19 protein-coding genes, 1 tRNA gene and 1 pseudogene are annotated in these 15,661 nt (G+C 69.8%); 14 read left to right on the top strand and 7 right to left on the bottom strand.

Translation table 11 applies throughout. The features are described 5' to 3' along the window. The first annotated feature begins 89 nt into the window (after positions 1-89). The 4 genes from ACWEPL_RS49625 to ACWEPL_RS49640 all read left to right on the top strand — a co-directional run bounded on the left by ACWEPL_RS49625 (position 90) and on the right by ACWEPL_RS49640 (position 3,219). Complete coding sequence (locus tag ACWEPL_RS49625; protein ID WP_452440419.1) at positions 90-851, top strand: SDR family oxidoreductase; 762 nt, start codon at positions 90-92, stop codon at positions 849-851. Positions 852-932: 81 nt separating this feature from the next. Then, positions 933-2,090 (top strand): MFS transporter, encoded by a 1,158-nt coding sequence (locus tag ACWEPL_RS49630; protein ID WP_452440420.1) that lies wholly within the window; start codon positions 933-935, stop codon positions 2,088-2,090. A gap of 13 nt (positions 2,091-2,103) precedes the next feature. Continuing rightward, positions 2,104-2,325 carry a hypothetical protein gene (locus ACWEPL_RS49635; protein WP_452440421.1) on the top strand — a complete coding sequence of 74 codons (222 nt, stop codon included), beginning with the start codon at positions 2,104-2,106 and terminating at the stop codon, positions 2,323-2,325. 462 nt (positions 2,326-2,787) lie between these two features. Then, the gene (locus ACWEPL_RS49640) at positions 2,788-3,219 is read left to right on the top strand and encodes a nitroreductase family deazaflavin-dependent oxidoreductase (RefSeq protein ID WP_363973054.1); all 432 of its coding nucleotides are present in this window, start codon (positions 2,788-2,790) and stop codon (positions 3,217-3,219) included. A gap of 244 nt (positions 3,220-3,463) precedes the next feature. On the opposite strand, the gene ACWEPL_RS49645 is transcribed toward ACWEPL_RS49640, so the two are convergent. Then, positions 3,464-3,709, bottom strand: coding sequence for a hypothetical protein (locus ACWEPL_RS49645; protein ID WP_452440422.1), 246 nt, complete (start codon positions 3,707-3,709; stop codon positions 3,464-3,466). Positions 3,710-3,725: 16 nt separating this feature from the next. Between ACWEPL_RS49645 and ACWEPL_RS49650 the strand changes: the two genes are divergently transcribed. Further along, positions 3,726-4,412, top strand: a complete 687-nt coding sequence (locus ACWEPL_RS49650) for a hypothetical protein (protein WP_452440423.1) — start codon at positions 3,726-3,728, stop codon at positions 4,410-4,412. A gap of 117 nt (positions 4,413-4,529) precedes the next feature. Here ACWEPL_RS49650 and ACWEPL_RS49655 read toward each other — a convergent pair whose 3' ends face one another. Together ACWEPL_RS49655 and ACWEPL_RS49660 are read right to left on the bottom strand one after the other, a co-directional pair. Further along, positions 4,530-5,543: a hemolysin family protein gene (locus ACWEPL_RS49655; protein WP_452440425.1), complete on the bottom strand. Its 1,014-nt coding sequence runs from the start codon at positions 5,541-5,543 to the stop codon at positions 4,530-4,532. Beyond that, on the bottom strand, positions 5,540-6,880 hold the full coding sequence (locus tag ACWEPL_RS49660; RefSeq protein WP_452440427.1) for a hemolysin family protein: 1,341 nt from the start codon (positions 6,878-6,880) through the stop codon (positions 5,540-5,542). Before ACWEPL_RS49660 ends, ACWEPL_RS49655 begins: the two co-directional genes overlap by 4 nt. A gap of 294 nt (positions 6,881-7,174) precedes the next feature. Between ACWEPL_RS49660 and ACWEPL_RS49665 the strand changes: the two genes are divergently transcribed. Both ACWEPL_RS49665 and ACWEPL_RS49670 read left to right on the top strand, forming a co-directional pair. Next, positions 7,175-7,411 (top strand): hypothetical protein, encoded by a 237-nt coding sequence (locus ACWEPL_RS49665; protein ID WP_363973071.1) that lies wholly within the window; start codon positions 7,175-7,177, stop codon positions 7,409-7,411. Between the two features lie 11 nt (positions 7,412-7,422). Continuing rightward, a complete protein-coding gene (locus ACWEPL_RS49670) occupies positions 7,423-7,545 on the top strand; it encodes a hypothetical protein (RefSeq protein WP_363973074.1) in 123 nt (40 codons plus the stop codon). A gap of 320 nt (positions 7,546-7,865) precedes the next feature. Here ACWEPL_RS49670 and ACWEPL_RS49675 read toward each other — a convergent pair whose 3' ends face one another. After that, on the bottom strand, positions 7,866-9,230 hold the full coding sequence (locus ACWEPL_RS49675; RefSeq protein WP_363973077.1) for an LCP family protein: 1,365 nt from the start codon (positions 9,228-9,230) through the stop codon (positions 7,866-7,868). Between the two features lie 559 nt (positions 9,231-9,789). Then, positions 9,790-9,996 (bottom strand): hypothetical protein, encoded by a 207-nt coding sequence (locus ACWEPL_RS49680; RefSeq protein ID WP_452440429.1) that lies wholly within the window; start codon positions 9,994-9,996, stop codon positions 9,790-9,792. A gap of 5 nt (positions 9,997-10,001) precedes the next feature. Between ACWEPL_RS49680 and ACWEPL_RS49685 the strand changes: the two are divergent. Next, a pseudogene (locus tag ACWEPL_RS49685) lies at positions 10,002-10,367 on the top strand (hypothetical protein); the annotation flags it as partial. On the opposite strand, the gene ACWEPL_RS49690 reads toward ACWEPL_RS49685, so the two are convergent. Continuing rightward, positions 10,347-10,511 carry a hypothetical protein gene (locus ACWEPL_RS49690; protein ID WP_452440430.1) on the bottom strand — a complete coding sequence of 55 codons (165 nt, stop codon included), beginning with the start codon at positions 10,509-10,511 and terminating at the stop codon, positions 10,347-10,349. The pseudogene ACWEPL_RS49685 and the gene ACWEPL_RS49690 sit on opposite strands and share 21 nt — an antisense overlap. Before the next feature lie 62 nt (positions 10,512-10,573). Between ACWEPL_RS49690 and ACWEPL_RS49695 the strand changes: the two genes are divergently transcribed. Genes ACWEPL_RS49695 through ACWEPL_RS49705 form a run of 3 tightly spaced genes read left to right on the top strand, consistent with a single transcriptional unit; the run spans position 10,574 to position 11,341 of the window. After that, positions 10,574-10,894, top strand: coding sequence for a hypothetical protein (locus ACWEPL_RS49695; protein ID WP_363973086.1), 321 nt, complete (start codon positions 10,574-10,576; stop codon positions 10,892-10,894). Further along, positions 10,891-11,187, top strand: coding sequence for a DUF6262 family protein (locus ACWEPL_RS49700; protein WP_452440431.1), 297 nt, complete (start codon positions 10,891-10,893; stop codon positions 11,185-11,187). The genes ACWEPL_RS49695 and ACWEPL_RS49700 overlap by 4 nt, the downstream gene beginning before the upstream one ends. Before the next feature lie 7 nt (positions 11,188-11,194). Then, positions 11,195-11,341: a hypothetical protein gene (locus tag ACWEPL_RS49705; RefSeq protein ID WP_363974083.1), complete on the top strand. Its 147-nt coding sequence runs from the start codon at positions 11,195-11,197 to the stop codon at positions 11,339-11,341. Positions 11,342-11,921: 580 nt separating this feature from the next. Here the strand turns inward: ACWEPL_RS49705 and selD are convergent. Continuing rightward, complete coding sequence (selD, locus tag ACWEPL_RS49710; RefSeq protein WP_452440433.1) at positions 11,922-12,923, bottom strand: selenide, water dikinase SelD; 1,002 nt, start codon at positions 12,921-12,923, stop codon at positions 11,922-11,924. An 18-nt stretch (positions 12,924-12,941) separates the two neighbouring features. Between selD and ACWEPL_RS49715 the strand changes: the two genes are divergently transcribed. From ACWEPL_RS49715 to selB, 3 genes are all read left to right on the top strand, one after another. Continuing rightward, positions 12,942-13,035: transfer RNA gene (locus tag ACWEPL_RS49715), tRNA-Sec, on the top strand. Positions 13,036-13,079: 44 nt separating this feature from the next. Beyond that, positions 13,080-14,342: an L-seryl-tRNA(Sec) selenium transferase gene (gene selA / locus ACWEPL_RS49720; protein WP_350738626.1), complete on the top strand. Its 1,263-nt coding sequence runs from the start codon at positions 13,080-13,082 to the stop codon at positions 14,340-14,342. Further along, the coding region (gene selB / locus ACWEPL_RS49725; protein ID WP_452440434.1) for a selenocysteine-specific translation elongation factor at positions 14,333-15,661 on the top strand (1,329 nt) is incomplete at its 3' end. The genes selA and selB, both read left to right, overlap by 10 nt.

Genomic DNA, 15,661 nt, shown 5'->3' on the forward strand with positions numbered 1-15,661 from the left:
CGCGAGTCCAGGCCCGCACTCTCTGTGCGTGGCGGTCGGAACCGGCGCGCCACACGCACCTCGCACACCGTATGACCAGGGAGTCAATGATGAGCAAGTTCGCAGGCAAGAAGGCCGTCGTCACGGGCGGTACCCACGGAATGGGCCTGGCCATCGTCAAGGCGCTCCTGGACGGCGGGGCCGAGGTCGTCCTCACGGGCCGCAACGAGACGACGATCGAGCAGGCGCGCACGGAGCTGAAGCCCGACGCCGCGCACGTCGTACGCTCCGACGCGGCGAGCATGGCCGACATCCGCGCCCTCGGCGCCACCGTGCAGGACAGGCTCGGCCGGATCGACTATCTCTTCGTCAACCACGGCATCGCCGAGGTTCAGACGCTCGAGGAGGTCACCGAGGACTCCTGGGACCGGCACTTCGCCGTTAACGCCAAGGGCGCCTTCTTCACCGTGCAGAGCCTGTCACCGCTGATCAACGACGGCGGGGCGATCGTCTTCACCACCGTCGCCAACGACCTGATCTTCCCCGGCCTGAGCGCCTACTCCGGCTCCAAGGAAGCGGTGCGCGCGATCTCCCACGTCCTGGCGGCCGAGCTCCTGCCTCGCAAGATTCGCGTCAACTCCGTCGCCCCCGGCTACATCAAGACCCCGACCATGGGCGTCGCCGGGCTGACCGAGGAAGAACGCCGCGAGTTCGAGCGGCAAGGCAGCGAGACCACTCCGCTGAAGCGCAATGGCACCGTCGAGGAGGTCGCCGCAGCCGCGCTCTTCCTGGCCGCCGACGCGACCTTCACCACCAACGCCGAGTTCCCGGTCGATGGCGGGTTCGCCCAGGGCCTCACCAGCGCGCACTGAGGCTAGCCCCCGCTTCCGGCCGCCGCCCGGCCCATGTGCGGGGCGGCGGCCTGTGATCAGAAGAACCGAAAGGTCAGACCCATGACTTCGAGTAGTGCCGTGGGCCGTACACGAGCCGGCCGGCGGGAGTGGACCGGGCTCGCGATGCTGGCCCTGCCCAGCGTCCTGCTGTCGCTGGACGTGACCCTCCTGCATCTGGCAGTGCCGCACCTGGGAGCGGCGCTTGCACCCAGCAGCACCCAGATGCTGTGGATCATCGATATCTACGCCTTCATGATCGCCGGGTTCCTGGTCACCGCGGGTACCCTGGGCGACCGTATCGGCCGGCGCAAGCTGCTGCTCAGCGGTGGGCTGGCCTTCGGCGCCGCCTCGCTGCTCGCCGCCTACGCCGGAAGCCCCGCGATGCTGATCGCCGCCCGGGCTCTGCTCGGCATCGCGGGCGCGACCCTCATGCCCTCCACACTTGCCCTGATCAGCAACATGTTCCAGGACCCCAAACAGCGGGGCACCGCCATCGGGATCTGGGCTGCCAGCTTCTCCGTGGGCATCGCGCTCGGCCCGGTCGTCGGCGGAGCCATGCTGGAGGCGTTCTGGTGGAGTTCGGTCTTCCTCCTCGCCGTCCCCGTGATGGCTCTGCTGCTGATCACCGGACCGCTGCTGCTGCCCGAGTACAAGGACGAGAACGCAGGCCGGATCGATCTGATCAGCGTCGTCCTGTCTCTGGCCGCCATGCTGCCCGCCATCTACGGCGTCAAGGAGATCGCCAAGCACGGTGTGCAGAGCGCGCCCCTGATCGCCCTGGTGGTCGGCCTGGCCTTCGGCATCATCTTCACCCGCCGTCAACTACGGCTCGAGAACCCGATGCTGGACCTGAGCCTGTTCCGCAGCCGGGCCTTCAGCGTCGCCCTCGGCGTGATGCTCTTCGCCGCCGTCGCCATGGGCGGCATCTACCTCTTCGTCACCCAGTACCTGCAGATGGTCGCCGGACTCACGCCGCTGAAGGCGGGCCTTTGGCTGCTGCCCGCCGCGGGGCTCTTGATCGCCTCGTCGATGTTCGCCCCGATCGTGGCCCGCCGGATCCGCCCTGGCAACGTCACCGCCGTCGGACTGATCCCTGGGCAGCCTCGGCACCACCGTCTATCGCAACGGCGTCGCCGGCGAACTCCCCGCCGATACCCCGGCCTGGGTGGCTGCCGCCAGCCGAGACACCCTCGCCCGGGCCCTGGACGCCACCCGTGACCTGCCCGGATCGATGGCCGACCAGATCATCACACCCGCCCGCGAGGCCTTCGCATCCGGCCTCAACGTCGTAGCCCTCATCGGAGCGATTCTGGTCACCGCACTTACGATCCTCGCCCTCACCATGCTCCGCCACGTACCTCCCGCCAACGCGGCCACGGCGCAGCCTGCGGAGACCACCGAGGCGATCCCCCTCAAGGTCGACGGTGCAAGCCGAGATGAACAGCCGGTCTGAGTGGGATCGGCAGGAATCCATGTGTCTCGTCCCCGGCCCTGGCGCCTTTCGAACGGCGCCACACCGGGACCAGTTCGTTCTCCTCACAGAGGGGCGCACGCAGACCTTCCCATCACCCTGCAGGCACCGGGTTCTCCACCGGTTAGCCAGCGTTCCACCAGCTCAAACAGCTCACGGAGATCAGTGAAGATTTCGAACCTGTGCACAGAAAGGCACTCAAATGACTCCTCGACCCTGCACCACCCAACGGCACGCGACTCCGCGCTTCGACCTCAACGCAACAGGTACAACTGCACGTGACCACGCAATAGGCGCCGGCGCACTTACAGGTCATACCGCCCATGCCGCTGCAAATGGCACGGCTGGCGTGCTCGTCTCGAACGCCGGATACGCCTGCGGCACGGCCGAGCGTGAGCTCGCGGCCGATGCCGGGTCCGCCCAAGGCATCGCCGGAGACCGCTGATGTGGGACGACGCCGCCGACAGCCCTGACCCCTCGGTCGCCGAGCACGTCCTCCGCTACCTGGCCACGGACGGCCGTGACGGCTATCTGGAAGGAGGGGTGACCAACCTCGTCCTCACCGTCAAGGGCAGGAAGTCGGGCCGGTGGCTGCGCACGGGGCTGTTCTTCGGTGAGGACGACGGCCGCTACGTGCTGGTGGCGTCCGGCTCGGCCATCACCCACACGCACCCCGCGTGGTACCTCAACGTGGTGGCCAACCCGGAGGTCGGAGTGCAGATCCTCGGCGAGCGGTTCACCGCCCGAGCGCGTACCGCCGAAGGGCCGGAGCGGGAGCGGCTCTGGCGCATGATGACCGAGCTCGCGCCGGTCTACCGGACCTACGAGGCCAAAAGCCGCAGGCAGATCCCCGTGGTCGTCCTGGAGCACATCTGACCGAGCCGGGCCGACGGCGCCCGCCCCGCACCAGCTCATCCGCGGCGGGGAGCCACGGTAGTCGCATGCACCGTGTCCCGCTCGAAAACACGGTTTCGGGCTCTGAGCTGGGGTTCTGCTGCGCGATCAGTGCGGCGGCTGTCACCATCGCGGGGTGTCGTTGTCGCTGATCTACAGGGTGGTTCGGTGCTTGTGCAGCCTTGTGGCGGTGCTGGTCCGCTCTGATTTGTCCAAGGAAGCTGAGCTACTGGTGCTGCGTCACGAGAGCCAGGTGCTTCGACGTCAGCTCGGTGTCCGGCCGCAGCGGGGTCACGCCGCCAGGGCTCTGGCTTGCGGCGTTGTCGCGGCTGGTCCAGCGCCGCCGGTGGGCGGAGGTGTTCCCGGTCACCCCGGCGACAATCTTGCGCTGGCATCGCAACCTCGTGGCGCGGAAGTGGACCTTCACCGGGAGGCGGAGCCCGGGGCGGCCCTGCACCCGCCGGCCGGTCAAGGCACTGATTGTTCGGATGGCGCGGGAGCACCCGATCTGGGGGCACAGGAGAATCCAGGGCGAGTTGGCCCGGCTGGGGTTCCCGATCGCGGCGTCCACGGTGTGGGAGATCCTGGGCGCGGCCGGTATCGATCCGGCGCCCCGCCGGGCTGGGCCGGGCTGGCGGCAGTTCCTGACCGCTCAGGCCCATGCGATCATCGTGTGTGGCTTCCTGGTGGTCGAGACACTGCTGCTCAAACGGCTGTATGTGCTGGTCTTCATCGAGCACGGTACCCGGCGGCTGCATCTGGGTGGGGTGAGCGCGCACCCGACCGGGGCGTGGAGGGTGCAGCAGGCCCGCAACCTGGTGATGGGCCTGGGGGAGTGCATCGCCGGGCTACGGTTCTTGATCCACGATCGGGACCCGCTCTTCACCGTCGCTTTTCGGGAGGTCTTCACAGCCGAAGGGCTATGGACCATCACCACCCTGCGCCGTGAACTCCTGGACCGGATTCTGATCCTCAATGAACGCCACCTGGCCCTCGTGCTCCAGGAGTATCTGATCCACTACAACGGGCACCGGCCGCACCAGTCCCGGCACCAACGGCCCCCGGACACCGTAACGCAGGCCGCCCGCGACGTGACCGACCTCAACGACCTGCGATCCATCCGCCGGAAACCCGTCGTCGCAGGCATGATCAGCGAATACCGCCACGCCGCGTAACCGCAGCTCAGGACACGTAACTCAATATTCGAGCGGCACACCATGTTATGGCTGCTGGTGTGGGTGCTGGATCTCTATGAGTTCCTGCGGGTGATATGCGCGCCTTGGCGTGGGGTGTCAGGCGGGGACGAGCAGGGTGGTCAGGAGGTCGTCCAGGGCGATGAGGCCCTCGACGTGGCCCGCCTCGGTCCGGATCAGGGCTATCTGGCTGTGCGCCTCACGTAGCCTGGCCACCGCCTTGGCGACCGAGACGCCGGGCGGTAGCACCGGAAGGCGGTAGGCGAGCTGCTTGGCCGTCGATGCAGCGTTGCGCCTGTGGGCCAGGTACGCGTCGCGTACGTGGACCACGCCTACCGGGTCGGTGATCGGGCCGACGATCAGGCGGGAGAGCTTGGTGCGCACGGCCACGTCGATCACCTGCTGGGGGGTCGCTGCGGCGGGCACGGTGACGACCTTCTCCACCGGGATGATCAGCGGGGCGATGTCGGTGCTCGGGGCACGCAGGGCCTGGCTGAGCACGGCGTGGTCGTCGGCCTCGATGAGCCCGAGCCGACGAGACTCCTCCACCAGGTGCTGGAGCTGTGCGGGGGTGCGCGGATTGGCGCCCTCCTCACGCGGGTGGACTCTGAACAACCGTAGCAGGCCGTTGGTGATGGCGTTCAGCGCGCTGATCAGCGGGCGGACCAGCAGGGTGAAGCCGCGGAACGGCAGCGCCAGGATGGTGGCCGAGCGTTCGGGATGGGCGATGGCCCAGGACTTGGGCGCCATCTCGCCGAGCACCATGTGGAGGAAGGTCACGAGGGCCAGCGCGATGACGAAGGCGACCGTGTGGGCGGCGGCTTCGGGCAGGCCGACGGCGTTGAACAGCGGGGTGAGCGTACCGGCGATGAGCGGCTCGGAGACCACACCGAGGCCGAGCGAGCACAGCGTGATGCCGAGCTGGGCGCCCGCGAGCATCAGCGACAGCTCCTTGATGCCCGCCAGGGCGGCCGCCGCGGCCTTGCTGCCCTGGGCGGCGGCCTTCTCCAGGCGGTGGCGCTTGGCGGCGACCAGGGCGAACTCGGCGGCGACGAAGAAGCCGTTGCCCAGCAGCAGGAGCAGGGTCAGCACGAGGCCGGTGGACAGGCTCACGACTGCTCCTCTTCGCGGTAGGGGGTCAGGCGGACGCGTTCGGGGACGTGCCGGTTGAGGGTCAGGACCTCGACGCGGGCGTGGGTGGGCGCGTCGGGGTCGAGGGTGGCGGGCAGTTCGACGGTGATGACGTCGCCGGGCGCGGCGAAGCGGCCGAGCCGGTGCAGGATGAGCCCGGCGAGGGTGTCGTACTCGTCCTCGTCGGGCAGTTGCAGGTCGGTGGCGAGGGCGATCTCGTCGATGCGCAGGTCGGCGTCCAGCTCCCATCCGCCGTCGCGGCGTACCGCTGTGGGGGTGGCGCGGTCGTTCTCGTCGGCGATCTCGCCGACGAGCTCCTCGGCCACGTCCTCCCAGGTGAGCAGCCCGGCCAGGCCGCCGTGCTCGTCGACGACGCACGCCACCTCCTCGCCGCGCTCGTGCAGCTGCTGGACGAGGTCGGGAAGCGAAAGGGAGAAGGGGACGATGAGCACGTCGTGGGCGAGGTCGGCGAGGCGGGTCTCGTGGGCCTTGTCGGCCGGGACGGCGGCCACGTCGTGCAGGCTGACCAGGCCGATCACGTCGTCGAGGGTGGTGCCGAGCACGGGGTAGTGGGTGTGGCCGTGTGCGGCGATGAGCTGGTCCAGGTCGGTGACGGTGGCGGTGCCGCTGATGGCGATCACCTCGACGCGGGGGACCATGACCTCTTCTGCGGTGTGGTCGGAGAAGGCCAGTGCCCGCTCCAGCACGTCGGCGTGGCTGCCGGGCAGGTGGCCGTGGGCTTCGGACTCGCCGATGATGTGGCCGAGCTCCTCCAGGGTGGCGCCATGGTGGAGCTCCTCGACCGGCTCGATGCCGACCGCGCGCAGCAGCTTGTTGGCCGCGGCGTCGAACAGCTTGATGATCGGGCCCGCGACGGTCAGGTAGACCAGGGTGGAGGCGGCCAGGGCGCGGGCGAGCGGCTCGGGCCTGGCCAGGGCGAGGTTCTTGGGGGCGAGCTCGCCCAGCACCATCTGGATGACGGTGGCCAGCGCGAAGCCGATCGCCAGTGCCACTGCTCCGACCATGCCCGACGGCATGCCGAGCGCGGTCAGCCCTGGCGCGATCAGTTCGGCCAGCGCCGGGCGGGCGATGAAACCGACAACCAGTGCGGTGACGGTGATGCCGAGCTGCGCCCCGGACAGCATGAACGACAGCCGCTCCATCACCTTGACGGCCTTGGCCGCCTTCTTGTCGCCCAATGTGGCCTGCGCGGACAGGGCGAGGCGGTCGGCGCTGACGTAGGCGAACTCCTGAGCGACGAAGTAGCCGGTGGCCGCGGTGAGCAGGAAAATGGCCAGCAGGCCCAGAGCTACACTCACCGGGTCGATCCCCCTTTGGGTGTGCAGCGAGACTTGCCCGGGTTCGCTGTCATCGTTCCTTCCCATCGTGCCGTGCCCCGGTCGGCACCGGATGGCGCGGGGGGCCCGCGCCCGTGCGCGCTGCCATGGACGCTAGCCGATGCGTACCTACCGTAGCCAACCGGGGCGTACCGGTTGGCTGTCGGAAACTCGAGCCCAATGGCCCGCACTACGATGCTCGAACCTGGCGATCATCGGCCGGGGGCTGGAGTTCGTCTGAGCAGGAACGCGTTAGTGCCGCCCCTGGAGCACAGTGTGACGCAGCGGGCGGTCATCAATGCGATCATCATCGGCTGCGAGACGGGCACGTACCTGATCGACCGGATCGCGTTGGCGGTCTTCACGGTCGAGATCGTCGCGTGCTTGCATGCCTACCGCAGGCGTTCATCAGCACCCGTGGAACTGGTTCGACACCGCCATCGTGGTGATCACGCTCCTCTCGGTCTCTGGATCTATGTCAGCGCCGCGGGCGCCGCTGGTGGTCTTAGTTAGCGGTGCCCAGCATGCGGCGTGTGGTGGGTGCGCTGCTGACCGCCCTGCCGGGGATGACCCACATCATGGGCCTGCTGGTGCTGATGATCTACCTCCGGCGTCGCCGCGTAGCTGTTCGGGAAGCTCGTGCGTGAACTCCGGCCGTGCGATCACGGCTGGATCGTGCGCGTTGGGCGCCATGGCGCTGGTCCTGGGGAGCAGACGGGTGTCGTGGTTCGCCGCCACTCAACCATCTCAAGCGCGCCTTCGGACTGCGCCGCACCCGGTTTTGCCACCACGCAGGCGCCCGAACCGGCGCAGGGCCCGGAATCTTCGCCTACAGCCTCCAGCGGATGACGGTCATCAGCGGGCGAGCGCCGGGGACCTGAGGCCAGGTGCGGCACCTCCACACCCGCGCTTCACTGACATCCACGGCTATTTGATCAAGGGTCACCGCCTTTTTCAGGGCAAGTAGCTAGGTTCCCTTCTTCGCGGGCACGCACGATGAGTTCAGCGTGTCCAGCCGGCCGGATTGCTGGGTGAGCGGACGTGGCGAGCGCGTGGCGGTCGCCGTACTCACAGGGGAAGGAGAGGCGGCCTCGGCGCGGACGACCTTGCCCGAGCCGCGGGAGCGCGCGATGGCCGCCCTCACCGACTTACGGATGCGCACATAATCCGGGTAGGCCGGGTTGTAGGCGGGCGGAACGAAGTTCAGCTTGGACACCCGGGCGGTCTTGACCTGCTGAGCCAGCGGGACCAGGTCCTGCAGCAGGTCACGCGGGATGTCGGTGCGGAAGGTCTGCTTGGCCGCCCTGGCCAGGGCGTTGAACTTCAGCAGCACGTTGCTCGGGTTGAGTTGGGTGAGCATGGCGCTCATCACGCACTGCTGGCGGCGCATCCTGGTGTGGTTGTCGGCGCCCGCGCAGGTGCTGCCCGGATGGTCGCGGGCCCGGCCGTACCAGAGAGCCTGGGCGCCGTCGAGGGTGCGGGTGCCGGCCTTGACCACGCCGCCGTCGGAGCGGCCCACGCCGTAGCAGATGTCCTGCTCGACATGGATGGTGACGCCGCCGAGGGCGTCGATCAGGCGCGCCACGCCCCACATGTTGACGAGCATGTAGTAATCGACCTTGAGGCCGAGGATCTGGCCGAGCGCGCCCTTGACCGCCTCCGGGGCACGGCTGGGGGAGTGGCCGGCGACCTCGGGGTGCGTGTCGGCGTAGGCCCAGATGCCGTTGATCAGGTCGGCGGAGCCGCGACCCTGGCCCGGCGGCAGCCAGAAGTTCTTCGGCGGCGGGAACCGCTTGGCCAGCGCGGAACCCGGTGGGAACGGCACGTTCTCCATCTCTCGCGGCAACGCGAAGACCACCGAGTCGCCCGTGCGGACATTGATGCTGACCACGTTGATGCTGTCGGTACGGATGCTCACCCCCTTGCGTGAGCCCGCGCCGTCGCCGCCCAGCAGCGCGATGTTGAGCCGATCGCGCCCCTGCCATGGATCCTTGTGATCGATCGGCCGGGTCGGCGAGGACTTGAAGACCTCGCCGAGCGCGTCGTCAGAGGTGTGGGCGGTCGTGGCGATCAGTCCGAAGGGCAGCGCCACGGCCACCGCCAGCACGCCTGCGACGGCGCCCGTGCCGAGTTGACCCCGGCTGCCCAGCCTGCCGGGGCGCAGCACTACATAGGAGCTGATCACGACCCCGGCCCAGGCCAGCCCGCCCACCACGCACAAGCCTATGACCACGCCCAGCCAGGTTGGATCGAGCAACAGACCAGCCAGTGCCTGGGCGTTGACCAGCGCGACCACGGCACCGATCAGCAGCACACCGAAGATGCCCACCATGATCAGACCGGTACGCTTGCGCCCGGCGCGCAAGTGCGCGGCACCCGGCACAACGATTGACGCGAGCGTCCAGCCGATCACGGATGGGGCAGTCCACCTGCGCATCCGCCCTCCCCTAAGCAACATTTGCCACATTGCGCAAGGAATTTAGCAAATCGGGGCGGGGAGGACCCGACATAGATCGAAGTGGCTTCTTGCCTGGCGATGTGGAGAGAGCTCGCAGGGGATATACGCCGTGCTCCGGCCCGGAACAACGGGACGGAGCCGAACATCCGAGTAGCCGCCCTGCTCGTCCCTGCGGAGACAGTGGGAGCTTGTTGTGTGCACGCGCTGCTGCGGCTCGATCACTGGTTACAGACGTTGCCCGACCCTTCCGCGCCGGCCACCGATCTGAGCCAGGTTGCGCGCCTGGCGGCGGCCTTCCGCCTCTGGGACAGCGTCCCGGAGAATTCTCGGCCCCACACCGTGGGACCGCCTCGATCCGGCACACCCAGCGACCTGGGCCCACCTCCAGATTGACCACGCCACCGGTCCTGAACGAGGGCAACTACATCGACGATCACGCCTTGGCCCACATCACTGCGTACCTGCCGGTGCTGGGCGCCGCCGCCGACGAGACGGTGAGGGTGACCATCAGCGGACAGCAGTACGAGCTGGCCGGGCAAGGCGAGCCGCAGGTCATGCGGATGCTGCTGCCGCAGATCCTGACCGGCCGCCGCGCCAGCGAGATCCTGCGTTGCGAGTTCGCCTGCTTGTCGCCGGCCACGGATCGTGCGGTGCAGGCAGCCGAGAGAGAGCAGGTCGCGCTTCCACTACGCGCAGAGCAAGATCGGGCGGGCGCCCGACACGATCCTCGTCGACGCCGAGGTTGTCGCCCTCATCGAGGAGCAGCAGGACTGGGTCCGTCGGCACCTCCGTGCCGAAACCCGTTACCTCTTCCCTCAGCGCAAGGCCAACGCGGGCGGCACCAAAGCCTTCCCCGGGGCTTCCTACAACCAAGCCCTTGCCGCTTTCAGTGACCTCGCCCAGATCACCGACAGCACCGGACGGCGCGTGCATCTCAGCCACACGCACCGCTTCCGGCACACCCGGCCGACCCGCCTGGCCGAACTCGGTCTACCCATCCACGTCCTGCAACGCTATGCCGGCCACGCCAGCCTCACCATGTCGATGCACTACATCGCTCACCGGGACGCCGAACAGGCCTTCGAGGCCACCCGCAAGTTCAAGGCCGATGGCACGCTGATCGCCTTCACCCGCGAAGACCACGATGGCCTGCACCTGTTCAACCGAGCCGACCGCTTCCTGACCACCACCTTTTGCCTCCTGCCGCCGCTGCAGCAGTGCGACAAGGGCACGCCTGCCTCACCTGCGGCGTCTTCGTCACCGACGACAGCCATATCGACTCCCTGCAGAGGCAGCTGGCCGAGACCAACGAGCTCATCGAACGTACAACGGCCGCGTTCGAGGTCCGCCACGGCGTGCCGATGCCGGCCGACAACGTCTGGCTTGGCCAGCGCAGCGCCGAACGCGACGCCCTGGTCAAGCTCCTGGCCGCGATGGCCGCCGCGCCGGGGCGCGCGGTCCAAGGTGCCAGTGCCCCCACCGGCGGGCCCGTCCCGATCACCATCGACACCACCCGGCACCGCAGGAGCACGCCATGACCGCGACACCATCCGCGGCCGCCGAGCCGCGGCGGCAACGCCGCATCGACGCGCTCGGCGCGGCGGCCCGGCGCAAGTCCGAGACCAAGGTGAAGGCCGCCGAGGAGGCCATCAAACGGCTTATCAGGGACGGCGCCGCGGTGACATTTCAGGCCGTGCAGCGGGAAGCCGGGGTGTCGCATTCCTTTCTGTACGGCCATCCCGTCCTGCGTCGGCGGATCGAGCAGCTGCGCGTGCGGCAGGCTCCGGCAGGCCCAAACGGATCGCACAGCGTCCGAGAAGGCGGACAGTGACCAGGTTGTGCTCGTTCTGACGGCGGAGATCGCGCGGCTGAAGCGTGCTCACCGGGGGCAGATCGCCGCGCTGCGCGAGGCTCTGGAATGCGCCCATGGCGAGAACCTGGAGCTGCGTCGGCAGCTTGCGTACCGGAGTGCAGGCAGCAGCTGAAGTGGTTACGGACGCCCGCGTTCGCGTGGGGTTCGAGGGGTGCAGCGCGCGGGCGTGCGCAAGGTGGAAGGTTTCGCCTGGTTTCCGGGCGCCTTTGCTGCGCGGTGTCGTGCACGCCGCCGGGGTCTTGCACCACCACCCGCTGGTCGAACTGTCTGACACTTTGGCGCCCATGCTGGGCGATGATTGCTGGACAACGCGGTCAGGGAGCGCGGCCTCGACCTGTTCGTCGCCTGCTCCTGCACCAGCGGGGTTCCCAAACCTTCTACGCGGAAACCGGTGGACGAGGGTCACCGGCCGCAATCGCCCTGCGCAGATGGCTGGGCAGCGATATCTTCAACATCGTCAAAACGGAAAGTAGTTTCATCTTGCTCTCCGTAGTCGATGGGCGGAGGTTCGGTGTACGACAGCATGTTCACAGAGCGGGGCGTGGCGATCGTCGGGGTTGGCTGCCGCCTGCCCGGCGGTGACCTTACAGGGGCGTCAATAATCTCAGCGGCGGGCGCCAGGCCGGCGCGACCGGCTCGATCCGGCTTCGGCCGTCCGACCTGACGCCGCGGCACCGCCCCGGAGGACCGGTCTATTTCACGATCAGCACCGACTCGGCGCGGGGAACGAGCTCGCCGATGATCGGGTGGCCCGGGATCTCTCCGGCGACGAGCAGCCCGCCCGAGGTCTGCGCATCGGCCAGCAGCAGGCGTTCGTCTTCTGGAACGTCACCGAAGTCGCAGTGGGGCGCCACCCAGTCCAGGTTCCTGCGGGAGCCGCCGCTGACGTATCCGTCACGGACGGCCTCACGGGCGCCTGCGACGTACGGTATCGCGCCGCTGTCGATGACGGCGGTGACCCCGCTCGCGCGGGCGAGCTTGTACAGGTGGCCCAGCAGGCCGAAGCCGGTGACGTCGGTGGCGCAGCGCGCCCCCGACGCCACGGCCGCGCGGGCGGCGTCACGGTTGAGCGTCGTCATCACGGCGACCGCCTCGGCGAACACCTCACCGGTGGCCTTGTGCCGGGTGTTCAGCACTCCGACGCCGAGCGGCTTCGTGAGGGTGAGCGGGACACCCGGCGCGCCGGCGTCCACGCGCAGCAGGCGGTCGGGGTGGGCGCGGCCGGTGACGGCGAGACCGTACTTGGGGTGCGGGTCGTCGATGCTGTGACCTCCCGCGAGATGGCAGTCGGCGGCCTGGGTGACGGAGAAGCCGCCGCGCAGCACCTCGCGAGCCAGTTCGAGGGGCAGGACCCCGCGAGGCCAGCCGAGCAGGTTGAGCGCCATGACCGGCTCGCCGCCGACGGCGTACACGTCGGACAGCGCGTTGGTGGCGGCGATCCGGCCGAAGTCGTAGGCGTCGTCGACGACAGGAGGGAAGAAGTCGGTTGTCGCCACCATGGCGTACGCGTCACCCGGCACCTGGACCACGGCCGCGTCGTCCCCGTGGTCGATGCCCACGAGTAAGTCCCCCGCCGGGGATCCGCCGGAGCCGGTGCGGGCGAACCCGGCCACCAGTGTCTCCAGCTCATTGGGGGGTATCTTGCAGCTACAACCACCGCCGGTGCCGTACTGCGTCAGTCTGAACTCTGTCATGAAACTATGATCACCTCTGGAGGCGTTTAGGTGCCTGGTGGCCCTCCTGGTCTTCAAAACCAGTGGCGTTGAGGATCTCAGCGCGGCGGGTTCGATTCCCGTCCGCCTCCGCTCATCGAGCAGCGGGGGAAGCCGTCAGTGGATCTACGCAGTCGCGTGCCGCGAACCGACAGCATGCTGTCCGACCCGCGGCTCGTCGCCGCCCAGGAGGCACTCGGTCGCGACCTGGTCAAGGCCGCGGTGCGGACGGCGCAGCAGCGTGTTCGCGAGAGCGTCCTCAAGCCGGACGAGGCGGTTGACGCGGTGCTGACGCTGCTGCCGGCGACGGCCAGTGGCATCGGCTCCGTCATCAACGCCACCGGCGTGATCGTGCACACCAACCTGGGCCGGGCGCCGTTGTCCCGTGCCGCGGTGGCGGCGATCGGGGCCGCCGCCGACTACGCCGACGTGGAGTTCGACCTGGCCGAGGGCGGGCGGGCGCGACGGGGCCGTACGGCGCTGGCGGCGCTGGCGGCGGCGGTCCCGGAGGCGGCGGCGGTCCATGTGGTCAACAACAACGCGGCGGCGCTCGTGCTGACCGCGACCGCCCTGGCCCAGGGCAAGGAGATCGTCATCAGCCGCGGCGAGCTGGTGGAGATCGGCGACGGCTTCCGCATCCCCGAGCTCCTCCAGTCGACCGGCGCCAGGTTACGCGAGGTCGGCGCCACCAACCGGACGTCCCTGCGGGACTATCTGGACGCCTGCGGTCCGGAGACCGGCTTCATCCTCAAGGTGCACCCGTCCAACTTCCGCATCGAGGGCTTCACCTCGGAGGTGTCCGTCGCGGAGCTGGCCACGGCAGGCCCGCCGGTGGTCGCCGACATCGGCTCGGGGCTCCTGCGAGCAGAGCCGCTGCTGCCCGGCGAGCCGGACGCCGCCGGCACCCTGCGCGCGGGAGCCGCGCTGGTCACCGCCAGCGGCGACAAGCTGCTGGGCGGCCCGCAGGCGGGTCTGCTGCTGGGCGACGCGGCACTGGTGGACCGGTTGCGCCGTCACCCCCTCGCCCGGGCGCTGCGGGTGGACAAGCTCACCCTCGCCGCGCTGGAGGCCACGTTGCGCGGCCCGCGCCCGCCGGTGCAGGTCGCGCTGCACGTACCCGCCGAAGAGCTCGCCGAGCGCGCGCGGCGGCTGGCCGCGCGCCTGGGCGACCGCGCGGAAGCGGTCGAGACCGTCGCCAGGGTCGGCGGTGGTGGCGCTCCGGGAGTGGAACTGCCCAGCGCGGGCATCGCCGTGGACGGGAAACTCGCCGTGCGGCTGCGCACCGGCCACCCCCCTGTGGTGGGCCGGGTCACCGGCGGGCGGCTGATCCTCGACCTGCGCACGGTCGACCCCGGCCAGGATGAGATCATCGCCGCGGCCGTGGAGCGCGCGTGCATGTGATCGCCACCGCCGGCCACATCGACCATGGGAAGTCGACGCTGGTCAGGGCGCTGACAGGGATGGAGCCCGACCGCTGGGCGGAGGAACGGCGCCGCGGCATGACGATCGACCTCGGGTTCGCCTGGAGGACGCTGCCCGGGGGTGAGCGGATCGCGTTCGTCGATGTACCGGGGCATGAGCGGTTCGTCACCAACATGCTGGCCGGGGTGGGGCCGGTCCCGGCGGTGATGTTCGTCGTCGCCGCCGACGGCGGCTGGCAGGCTCAGTCCGCCGAGCACCTGGCCGCGCTCGACGCCCTGGGCGTGCGGCACGGCCTCGTCGTCGTCACCCGCTGCGACCTGGCCGACCCCACGCGCGCGGTACGGCAGGCACGGGAGCACCTCGACGGCACGGGGCTGGCGGGGGCCGAGATCGTGACAGTGAGCGGGCTGACCGGCGCGGGCCTTCCCGAACTGGAGAGAGCCCTGGCCGAGCTCGTCGCCGGGCTTCCCGGCCCGGACGTCGAGGGAGCGGTCCGGCTGTGGATCGACCGGGTGTTCACGGTCAAGGGCGCGGGGACCGTCGTCACCGGGACGCTCGCTCAGGGGACTCTCCGCACCGGCGACGAACTGGACGTCGACGGCCACCGGGTCAGAGTCCGCGGGCTGCAGACGCTCAACCAGGAAACGGACGTGGTCCACGCGACCGCGCGGGTCGCCGTGAACCTTCGCGGCGTCGACCGTGCGGACCTGTCCCGCGGCATGGCGCTGGTAACGCCTGACGCCTGGCTGCGGACTCAGGTCGCCGACGTCCGGCTGGCGCCGGACGCGGGCCGGCGCGGTGCGGCCACCCTGCATGTCGGATCGGCGGCCGTGCCCGTCCACGTCCGGGCGCTGGGAGCCGGCACGGCCCGGCTCACGTTCGACCGGGCCCTGCCGCTCAGGACGGGCGATCGCGCCTTGCTCCGCGAACCGGGACTGCGCGAGATCATCGCCGGCGTGTACGTGCTGGACGTGCGCCCGGCTCCGCTGCGGCGCCGGGGGGCCGCCGCCGCGCGGGCCGCCGAGCTCGGCGAGGCCGGCCTGCCCGACTTCGTCGCCCTGTTGCGCTGGCATGGCGTGCTGTCGGGGGCCGAGCTGGCCGCGATGGGCTGCCCGCCGATCGGCGAGCCCGTGACCGGTGACTGGTTCGCCGACCCCGAGCACTGGTCGGCCCTGCGGCGCCGCCTCGCCGACCACGTCGCGGGGCGGGGCCCCCGCCAGGCGCGGCGCCACCAGGAGGGCGGCGCCCCCCAGCGCGGGCGGCCCGACCCCCCGCCGGCGGACGCCCCGGGGGCGGAC

The sequence above is a fragment of the Nonomuraea sp. NPDC004186 genome, assembly GCF_053603495.1.

What these genes read in the sequence shown, in the direction of transcription:
- ACWEPL_RS49670 (WP_363973074.1), top strand. Translation starts at nt 7,423, where the DNA reads ATGCGGCGTGTGGTGGGTGCGCTGCTGACCGCCCTGCCGGGGATGACC.
- ACWEPL_RS49625 (WP_452440419.1), top strand. Translation starts at nt 90, where the DNA reads ATGAGCAAGTTCGCAGGCAAGAAGGCCGTCGTCACGGGCGGTACCCAC.
- ACWEPL_RS49700 (WP_452440431.1), top strand. Translation starts at nt 10,891, where the DNA reads ATGACCGCGACACCATCCGCGGCCGCCGAGCCGCGGCGGCAACGCCGC.
- ACWEPL_RS49630 (WP_452440420.1), top strand. Translation starts at nt 933, where the DNA reads ATGACTTCGAGTAGTGCCGTGGGCCGTACACGAGCCGGCCGGCGGGAG.
- ACWEPL_RS49675 (WP_363973077.1), bottom strand. Translation starts at nt 9,230, where the DNA reads ATGGTGGGCATCTTCGGTGTGCTGCTGATCGGTGCCGTGGTCGCGCTG.
- ACWEPL_RS49650 (WP_452440423.1), top strand. Translation starts at nt 3,726, where the DNA reads ATGGCGCGGGAGCACCCGATCTGGGGGCACAGGAGAATCCAGGGCGAG.
- ACWEPL_RS49635 (WP_452440421.1), top strand. Translation starts at nt 2,104, where the DNA reads ATGGCCGACCAGATCATCACACCCGCCCGCGAGGCCTTCGCATCCGGC.
- selD (WP_452440433.1), bottom strand. Translation starts at nt 12,923, where the DNA reads ATGACAGAGTTCAGACTGACGCAGTACGGCACCGGCGGTGGTTGTAGC.
- ACWEPL_RS49640 (WP_363973054.1), top strand. Translation starts at nt 2,788, where the DNA reads ATGTGGGACGACGCCGCCGACAGCCCTGACCCCTCGGTCGCCGAGCAC.